The organism is Malonomonas rubra, from assembly GCF_003247215.1.
GTDB lineage: Bacteria > Desulfobacterota > Desulfuromonadia > Desulfuromonadales > Geopsychrobacteraceae > Malonomonas > Malonomonas rubra_A.
This window is the reverse complement of the sequence record NZ_QKAP01000142.1, coordinates 1-7,457: the sequence shown is the minus strand read 5'-3', so window position 1 is coordinate 7,457 and position 7,457 is coordinate 1. Positions and strand designations below refer to the sequence as shown.

The 7,457-nt window shown below is 53.0% G+C and carries 8 protein-coding genes; 3 read left to right on the top strand and 5 right to left on the bottom strand.

Translation table 11 applies throughout. The annotated features are described in order from the left end of the window. Positions 1–130, bottom strand: a 130-nt coding sequence (locus tag Q7J88_RS15500; RefSeq protein ID WP_369682052.1) for a transposase, incomplete at its 3' end; no start/stop codon positions are given. A 98-nt stretch (positions 131–228) separates the two neighbouring features. Here Q7J88_RS15500 and Q7J88_RS14620 point away from each other — a divergent pair. Beyond that, positions 229–468, top strand: a complete 240-nt coding sequence (locus Q7J88_RS14620; protein WP_303722976.1) for a DUF2835 domain-containing protein — start codon at positions 229–231, stop codon at positions 466–468. Positions 469–654: 186 nt separating this feature from the next. On the opposite strand, the gene Q7J88_RS14615 is transcribed toward Q7J88_RS14620, so the two are convergent. Next, positions 655–1,905: a M48 family metallopeptidase gene (locus Q7J88_RS14615; RefSeq protein ID WP_303722975.1), complete on the bottom strand. Its 1,251-nt coding sequence runs from the start codon at positions 1,903–1,905 to the stop codon at positions 655–657. Then, a complete protein-coding gene (locus Q7J88_RS14610; RefSeq protein ID WP_303722974.1) occupies positions 1,902–3,128 on the bottom strand; it encodes a U32 family peptidase in 1,227 nt (408 codons plus the stop codon). Before Q7J88_RS14610 ends, Q7J88_RS14615 begins: the two co-directional genes overlap by 4 nt. A gap of 559 nt (positions 3,129–3,687) precedes the next feature. Between Q7J88_RS14610 and Q7J88_RS14605 the strand changes: the two genes are divergently transcribed. Next, positions 3,688–4,365 carry a tetratricopeptide repeat protein gene (locus tag Q7J88_RS14605; RefSeq protein ID WP_303722973.1) on the top strand — a complete coding sequence of 226 codons (678 nt, stop codon included), beginning with the start codon at positions 3,688–3,690 and terminating at the stop codon, positions 4,363–4,365. 51 nt (positions 4,366–4,416) lie between these two features. Further along, on the top strand, positions 4,417–5,439 hold the full coding sequence (locus tag Q7J88_RS14600) for a LysM peptidoglycan-binding domain-containing protein (protein ID WP_303722972.1): 1,023 nt from the start codon (positions 4,417–4,419) through the stop codon (positions 5,437–5,439). 381 nt (positions 5,440–5,820) lie between these two features. Here Q7J88_RS14600 and Q7J88_RS14595 read toward each other — a convergent pair whose 3' ends face one another. After that, positions 5,821–6,873, bottom strand: coding sequence for an ABC transporter ATP-binding protein (locus Q7J88_RS14595; protein ID WP_303722971.1), 1,053 nt, complete (start codon positions 6,871–6,873; stop codon positions 5,821–5,823). Next, the coding region (locus tag Q7J88_RS14590; RefSeq protein ID WP_303722970.1) for an iron ABC transporter permease at positions 6,873–7,457 on the bottom strand (585 nt) is incomplete at its 5' end. The genes Q7J88_RS14590 and Q7J88_RS14595, both read right to left, overlap by 1 nt.

Here is a 7,457-nt window from a genome sequence, read left to right as displayed (position 1 = left end):
AAAGGTTGATTTCCTTAAGGCGAGAAGAAATGTTGTCGCTGAAGACCTTTTTTCTGTACTTGACGCATGCGACATAGTGGAACTGAAGACTGTATACCGAATGCGCACCCTTGTCTGTTCTGTATCTCATGTTTATATAATCAGGTAGAACTGAACATTTTACAACAAAAAACATTTTCGCCGTTCATCCCCCACCTTTCGGAAGGAGACTTCCCGGCGAAGTGTTAAATGATGAGCGCAGCCAGACAGAATCATTACCGTTTCAGCGTTCAGATCAGCCAGCAACAGTATATGAAATATTACCAAGGCGTTGCCAGTACCGTACAGGGATACTCCGAAAACGGTCAACTGCTCCGTTTCCCTGCCTCACGGCTGCGGCCGTTCTTAACCCACTCCGGCATCCAGGGACGTTTCCAACTAACCGTCAGTGCCGAAAATCGCTTTGTCGAGCCAATAAAACTCCACTGAAATATCGGACATATTGGAATTGAAAACTTTTCTTGTTTTATTTCTTGTCAATTTATTACTTCTTTAGTAATATAGTTCATAGGCAACAAACATTCGGCGTGCTGACTTCCCCCCTCCTGGTCGGCACGCCATTTTTTTCTTGGCGGCCGAAAACAATCCTTCTGATACGGGCTACCAGATTTCTGGCTATTTCTCCCCCTTTGGTTTACGCTTCTCCAGCCAGTTTACCCGTGACACCAGATCGGGATGCGAATAGTAAATCGCCACATACAACGGATGCGGAAAAAGGTTGCTCAAGTTCTCCCGCGCCAACTTCACCAACCCCGAGGCCAGCTCCCTCCCGCTGCCGACTAGCTCAATGGCAAACTGATCGGCCTGCCGCTCATCCCGCCGCGACAGGAAACTGCCAAGCGGCGTCCAGAAAAAACCGACCAGTGAGGCCAGCCAGCTAAGCAACAATACCTGCCCTGCAAACGAAAGCTGCTCCAGACCGAGCAAGCTAGGCAGCCAGTCGGCATTTAGCAGGGTAAAGGCCAACCAGCAACTACCCAGTGCGACCAACTGGCTTTTGATCAAACGCTTGCGGATATGGCCACAGCGCCAGTGCCCCAGCTCATGGGCCAACACCGCCAGTAACTCCTGATCCTCAAGCTGCTCGAGCAGGGTGTCGAACAGCACCACCCGCTTGACCTTGCCGATGCCGGTAAAATAGGCGTTGCTGTGCGCGCTACGACGCGAGGCATCAACCTGCAGCACCTTGCCCGCCTTAACCCCGGCCTTATCGAGCAACTCCCGCACCCCATCTTCGAGCCCTTCTTTTGCCAGCGGCGAGAATTTGAAGAAAAGCGGTTCGATCAGATAGGGGGAGACATACATCAGAAACAGGCTCAGCCCGGCCCAGAAGCCCCAGACCCATAGCCACCAGCTGTGCGCTACCTTCTGCACCAGCCAGAGCGCCCCGCCCGCCAGCACGACAAACAGAATGCCGCCGATCAGCAACGACTTCAGTGTGTCAGCGCACCAGAGCTTGAAAGTCATCTTGTTGAAGCCGAACTTCTCCTCCAGCACAAAGTTGCGATAGAGCGAAAAAGGGAGTCCAACGATTAATTGCAGCAGCAGAAGCAGGCCGAAAAACAGCAGGCCGTTGGCGATAAAACCGGGAGCCAGTTCCTGAACCCGCTGATCGTACCAAGGGAAAAGTCCGCCGAACAGGAAAGCCAGGGTCAGCACCACGCCGACGCCGTCCTCGATAAAGCTCAGCTTATCTCCTGCAAGCGCATAGGCATCGCTGCGCGTCAATCGTTCTTGGTCAAGCTTGCCGTCAAACGCCTGCGGCAAAGGAGGATGCTCCTTTTGCCGATGGCGCAGGTTGATCCAATCGAGAGCATATTTGCTCAGCGTGACAAGCAGGTAAAGGCCAAGCAACAGCAGTTTCATATTCCCTCCGGTCGTTTGCGGCGGATCAGGTCTCCCTCCTCGGCCCAATCGGGCAGCTCCATCCGCAGCTGGTAATTCGGGTTACCCGCCGGCAGGGCGACACCATCCAGGTCAGTGATCTTTGTTGCCCGAAATTTTTCCTGCCTCATCTGAGGCCCGATCAACTCCAATTCGTCACCGGACAGGAAACGGTTGCGCCCTTCAACCCATAGGCCGGTTTCGTCCCGCTGGACGAAACCGACGAAATCGTGGGTGCGGATATAGTGGGTATCGCTCGGATGAATTTTGGCGTCATCGTTACCAAGCAGGAAACCGGTATCGTAGGGTCGGTGGCTGACTTTTTCCAGCTCTTCGCGCCAAACCGGATCGAGGTCGGTCGGATCCTCCCATAGCCGGTCGATGGCGTCACGGTAGATGCGCGCCGCGGTCGCTACATAATAGAGGCTCTTCATCCTCCCCTCGACCTTGAAGCTGGCCACCCCGGCGCCAATCAGTTCCGGCAGTTGCCCGACCAAGCATAGGTCGCGGCTGTTAAAGAAGTAAGTGCCGCGAAAATCCTCCTCGATATCCATCGGTTCGGTCGGTCGGGTCTGCTCGACCAGCTGATAATTCCAGCGACAGGGCTGTGAGCAATCACCTCGATTGGCGCTGCGCTCGTTGAGCGCGGCGGAAATCAGGCAGCGCCCCGAATGAGCCACACACATAGCGCCATGGACAAAGCACTCGAGTTGCATCTCAGTCTGCCCAGCAAAAGCGCAAATATCCTCCAGCGTCAGCTCCCGTGCCAAATTAAGCCGGTTGGCACCAGCCTGTCGCCAGAATTCGGCGGCCCGCGGGTTACAACTGTTAGCCTGGGTCGAGATGTGGATCGCGCGATGCGGATCGACCCGCCGGATCGTCGACAGCACTCCTGGGTCGGCAACGATGTAGGCGTCGAGGTCAAGCGGCTTGAGCTTCTCTAGCAAATCTTCAAGTGCCGCGAATTCAGTCGGCCGTAGCGATGCATTCAGCGTTAGGTAGATCGCCACCCCAGCGGCGCGGGCTAGTTCGCGCGCGACGGCCAATTGCTCCAGGCTGAAATTCCCGGCATGAGCACGCAGACCGAAATCCTCGGCCCCCAGGTAGACTGCATCCGCGCCATAGCGAATCGCAGTCTTTAGTTTCTGCAGATCGCCGGCGGGCATCAGCAATTCCGGCTTTTGTCTTTTTATTCCGTTTATCATGAACATCCTTTTTCACATTTCAGTTTTTTCCGCGAGCGGAGCATAGCACAAACCCGTTACTCCCTAAACAGTTCAGCACATTTCAATTTGACAGAAACGAACCATCAGTTCTAGCCGGGGGCGGAACCAAGGAACGAACAATACTCTAAAGGAGTGATGAAGAACCGCTGAAAATTGCAGCACGACAAGCAGTCCGCTGTCTGCTGTCTGCTGTCTGCTGTCTGCTGGGCTGGAAAATGGAAAAAGACTACAATTTTTCCACCTAATTCATGGATTGAGAACGAATCCGACTATCTCACCAGCAAACTCCAATATTTTTCTGAACTACCGGGCGAACAACAGCAAAAAATCAGCTCTTTTCTTCGGCAGCACCAGCAGGAAAACAAGATTGTCCTGACAGCGGAACGAAGTCCTTACCTGTTGCAACCACCTTGAAACCGTTTCAGGACCGGTTTAATTCGCATCTCCTCTCCTTTCAAACTTGACAACCTGTTAATAAGCCTATAATTTTTACAAATTAGTATTTTTTGTTAATAATTACATTTGAAGGTTCCTGGAAGTGAATAAAACCTCTCAGCATTCATCGTCAAGCTGGCCATTGCTTCTTCTCTTCGCCGGTCTGTTCCTGTTAAACGCCTGCGCTCCAACAATGTCAGTCGATCCTCCGACGGCGCTTAAGCAACAGTTTGCGCAAATCCAACAGCAACAGACACAGCAGGCCGAACAGATTAAAGTACTGCAAGAGCAGATCGGGCAGTTGCTGCAACAGAATACAGTAGCGACTACGCCACCTGTTAACGGACAACAAATAGAGCAAACGCTCGCAGTGACTATCCCGGCCTCGATGGGTCAAGAGCTGTCCGAGCTAGCCGATTCGGCTACCAGCTACTTGGAGGCATTCTCTAACCTTGCCGCAGGTCGCAACGCAATTGCCGAAGCAGGTTTCAGTAACTTTCTGGCCAAATATCCAGATCATCAGTACAGCCCGAATGCGCGCTACTGGTTGGCCAGTGCACAGTTCTCACAAGGCAAGCTGGTGCAGGCGAGAGAAAATCTCCTGCAGGTCTCAGCTGACCTTAACGACCAGCAGCGAGCTCCGGCAGCACTGGCCATGCTGGTTAAGATTTATCGCCAACAACAACTGCCGAAAGAAGCGGAAAACACTTTAGCGCAGCTCCGAAACCGTTATCCGGACAGCCGCGAAGTGCAGCAATTCTCTCAGACAACCGAGCAATAACAATATGACCCGAATTAAGAATAAGTCCTAACACCATTTGTGAGGGAATCGATGACACAGACAATCTACCGCTGGTTATCACTGTTCGTCCTACTGATTTTCATGACCGTCGTTCCAGCGAACGCCGAAGAAGGCCAGATTTACACCGTCAAAAAAGGGGATACTCTGTGGGATCTGTCACAGCGTTTCATCGATGACCCTTACTACTGGCCGAATGTCTGGGCGAACAACCCGGACATCACCAATCCGCACCTGATCTTCCCGGGCCAGAAAGTCCGTATCCTAGATGGCCGCCTGGAAATCATCCCGGCCTATCCGGAAGCTGAGCAGGAAAAAGCTGAAGAAACCTCTGAAACAGTAGCTGAGGACGCGGTTCTGGAACCGGAGGAAGTGATTACCATCAAATCGACCGGCCGTGGCAACGGCTTTATCCTGACCACTGAGCAACCGCTCGGCATCCTGGTCGATTCGGTCGATAACCGGGTTCTGCTGACCGAGCAGGACTTGGTCTTCGTCCAAATGAAAGATCCCGCAAGTGTGACCGTCGGTGACACTTACAGCCTGTTCAGCCGAGGCGACACGATCAAACACCCGGTCACAGACAAAGTGATTGGGACTATGATGAATAATCTTGGCTTCCTGCAGGTCACCGAAATCAAGGGAGAAACCGTCATTGCGAAAATCAATGGGGCCTTGCGCGAGATCACCCGTGGAGCGGAGTTGTTTGAATACACTCCGGATACAAAGGAAATCACCCTGCAATCCGCTGCAACCGCTACCGGGGGATACATCATCGCCACCCGCGACGAGAAGCTGACCCAGGGATCGCATGACGTTGTCTTTATCGACCGTGGCGCTGACGACCAAGTCGCCTCTGGCAATCTGCTCTACATCTCCCGGCCGCGCAAAGTATCTGATGAGTTGCTGAAAAAAGCCGGCGACCTCGAGCTGCCGGATGCGGTTCTCGGTGCTGCCATCGTCATCGAAGCGAAAAACAAGACCGCCTCAGCATTGATTATCAAGAGCGCCGACGCCATGTTTATCGGTGATAAAATTACCCTGGTGAACAACTAGTTCACCAGTTTAAAAACAAAATGCTAGAGAAAGACGGATTGGAGCTGCTTCAATCCGTCTTTCTCTTTTCCTGCACATTCAATTTGATTTCCGGAGGGGGAAATGATGAATGAATCTCAGCGGGCGCTGCTCAGGCTGCACCTGACGCTGGGGCTTGGCCGCGTTGCCCTGTTCTAGCTGCAGCATAAATTTGGCGATGAAGAGAAGAAGGCTGGTTTGTAGTCCGGCAAGATTTGCAAATCTGCTCTATTTTGCAAAAAAAATGCTCCTGATGGCTGTGCTGTTGTCGTTATGGGTTTGGTGGCGGTGTTGCCATTCTTCAATATCGCGCGTATGCATTTTCCCCTCGCTACAAATAGACGGTCATCGTAAAGTTTTACGCTAAAACGGAAAAACAACCAAGTGTCGGACATTCGGCAGAATGCCAATTTTTTCGCCCTGCTGGTGGTCGCAGTGGCTCGGCACTAGTGCTTGAATCTTTTCACCGCTATCGAGCAACAGTTGATAGAGAATGTTGGCGCCGCGAAAGTTGCGCCGCATTACCTTCACCTTGATAGGGCTGTTATCGTCGTGCACCACATCTTCGGGCCGGACCAGGAGTTTGACCGCAGTATTTACCGGCAACTGCTGACTAACTTCTCCTACCAGCCGACCAAGGCCGGTCTCAAGCTGCCCCCCTTCTTTCACTACACCGCTGATCAGGGCACCTTCACCAACAAATTCGGCAATCTTCGGGCTGCTCGGCTGATGGTAGAGTTGATGGGCGCTTGCCCACTGCAGGATCTCGCCGTTATGCATTACGCCGATTTTGTCCGCCACAGCGAAAGCCTCATGCTGGTTGTGGGTAACGAACAGAGCAGTTGTGCCATACTCCTTCAGAATATCACGTACTTCCATCGACAGACGCTCGCGCAAGGTAACATCGAGGTTAGAGAAAGGTTCGTCCATTAACAGTAACTGCGGTTGCGGAGCCAATGCTCGCGCCAAGGCAACTCGCTGCTGTTGCCCACCGGAGATCTCATGCGGGTACTTACGGTGCTCGCTGTTCAGTCCGACCAGTTCCAGCGCTTCGTTTACCCGACGTAGCTGTTCCGCATTGTTCAAATCGCGCAGACCGAAAGCAACATTATCGAAAATAGTCAGGTGGGGAAAAAGTGCGTAATCCTGGAACACCATGCCGATCTGTCGTTTGGCCGGCGGCAGGGAAAATCCGGCACTGCTGACAACCTCCCCGGCGATTCTGATTACACCATTGAGCAGCGGCTCGAAACCGGCAATCGTACGCAGCACGGTAGTTTTCCCGCAGCCGGAGGCTCCGAGCAAACAACCGATCTCACCCTTTTCCAATGTCAGCGATAATTCCTTAACGACCAGCTGCTTGCCGTAGGCTTGGGAAATTCCTTTCAGTTCCAGAATTTTGTGGTCGATGGTCATCAGCTATCCCTTTCCGCACCGCGCATCAGCACGACGATAGGTACCAAGCCAGAAAAAAGCAGAGTCAGTGCCGGGAGCGCGGCCCGCTCCCACTCGCCTTCCGAGGTCAGCTCAAAAATCTTCACCGCCAGTGTGTCCCAGCCGAATGGACGGGTCATCAGGGTGATCGGCATTTCCTTCATGACATCGACGAACACTAGGGTCAAAGCAGTAAAAATACCACCTCGCAACATCGGCAGATGAACTTTAGCTAGCAACTTGATGCCACGCAGTCCCATCAGTCGAGAGGCCTCATCGATATTGCTGGTAACCCGATGCATGGCACTGTCGATCGATTTGAACCCTGCGGCCATGAAACGGATCAGATAAGCGAGCAGCATAATCATGACGGTGCCCTGCAGCAGTTGTGGCAGTTCCAGATCAATCAGTCTGCGAGCGCTGTCGATGAAGAAGTTATCGAGGGCAGCGAGCGGGATAAAAATACCGACTGCCAATACGGTGCCAGGCAGGGCGTAGCCCAAAGTGGCAATTCGTATCAAACCTTGCGTCAACCGGTCCTGATGACGACGGCCGGCGTAAGCGAG

Bases quoted from the DNA above. Each gene is read 5' to 3' on its own strand.
- Q7J88_RS14620 (WP_303722976.1), top strand. From the start codon at position 229: ATGATGAGCGCAGCCAGACAGAATCATTACCGTTTCAGCGTTCAGATC.
- Q7J88_RS14615 (WP_303722975.1), bottom strand. From the start codon at position 1,905: ATGAAACTGCTGTTGCTTGGCCTTTACCTGCTTGTCACGCTGAGCAAA.
- Q7J88_RS14610 (WP_303722974.1), bottom strand. From the start codon at position 3,128: ATGATAAACGGAATAAAAAGACAAAAGCCGGAATTGCTGATGCCCGCC.
- Q7J88_RS14600 (WP_303722972.1), top strand. From the start codon at position 4,417: ATGACACAGACAATCTACCGCTGGTTATCACTGTTCGTCCTACTGATT.
- Q7J88_RS14595 (WP_303722971.1), bottom strand. From the start codon at position 6,873: ATGACCATCGACCACAAAATTCTGGAACTGAAAGGAATTTCCCAAGCC.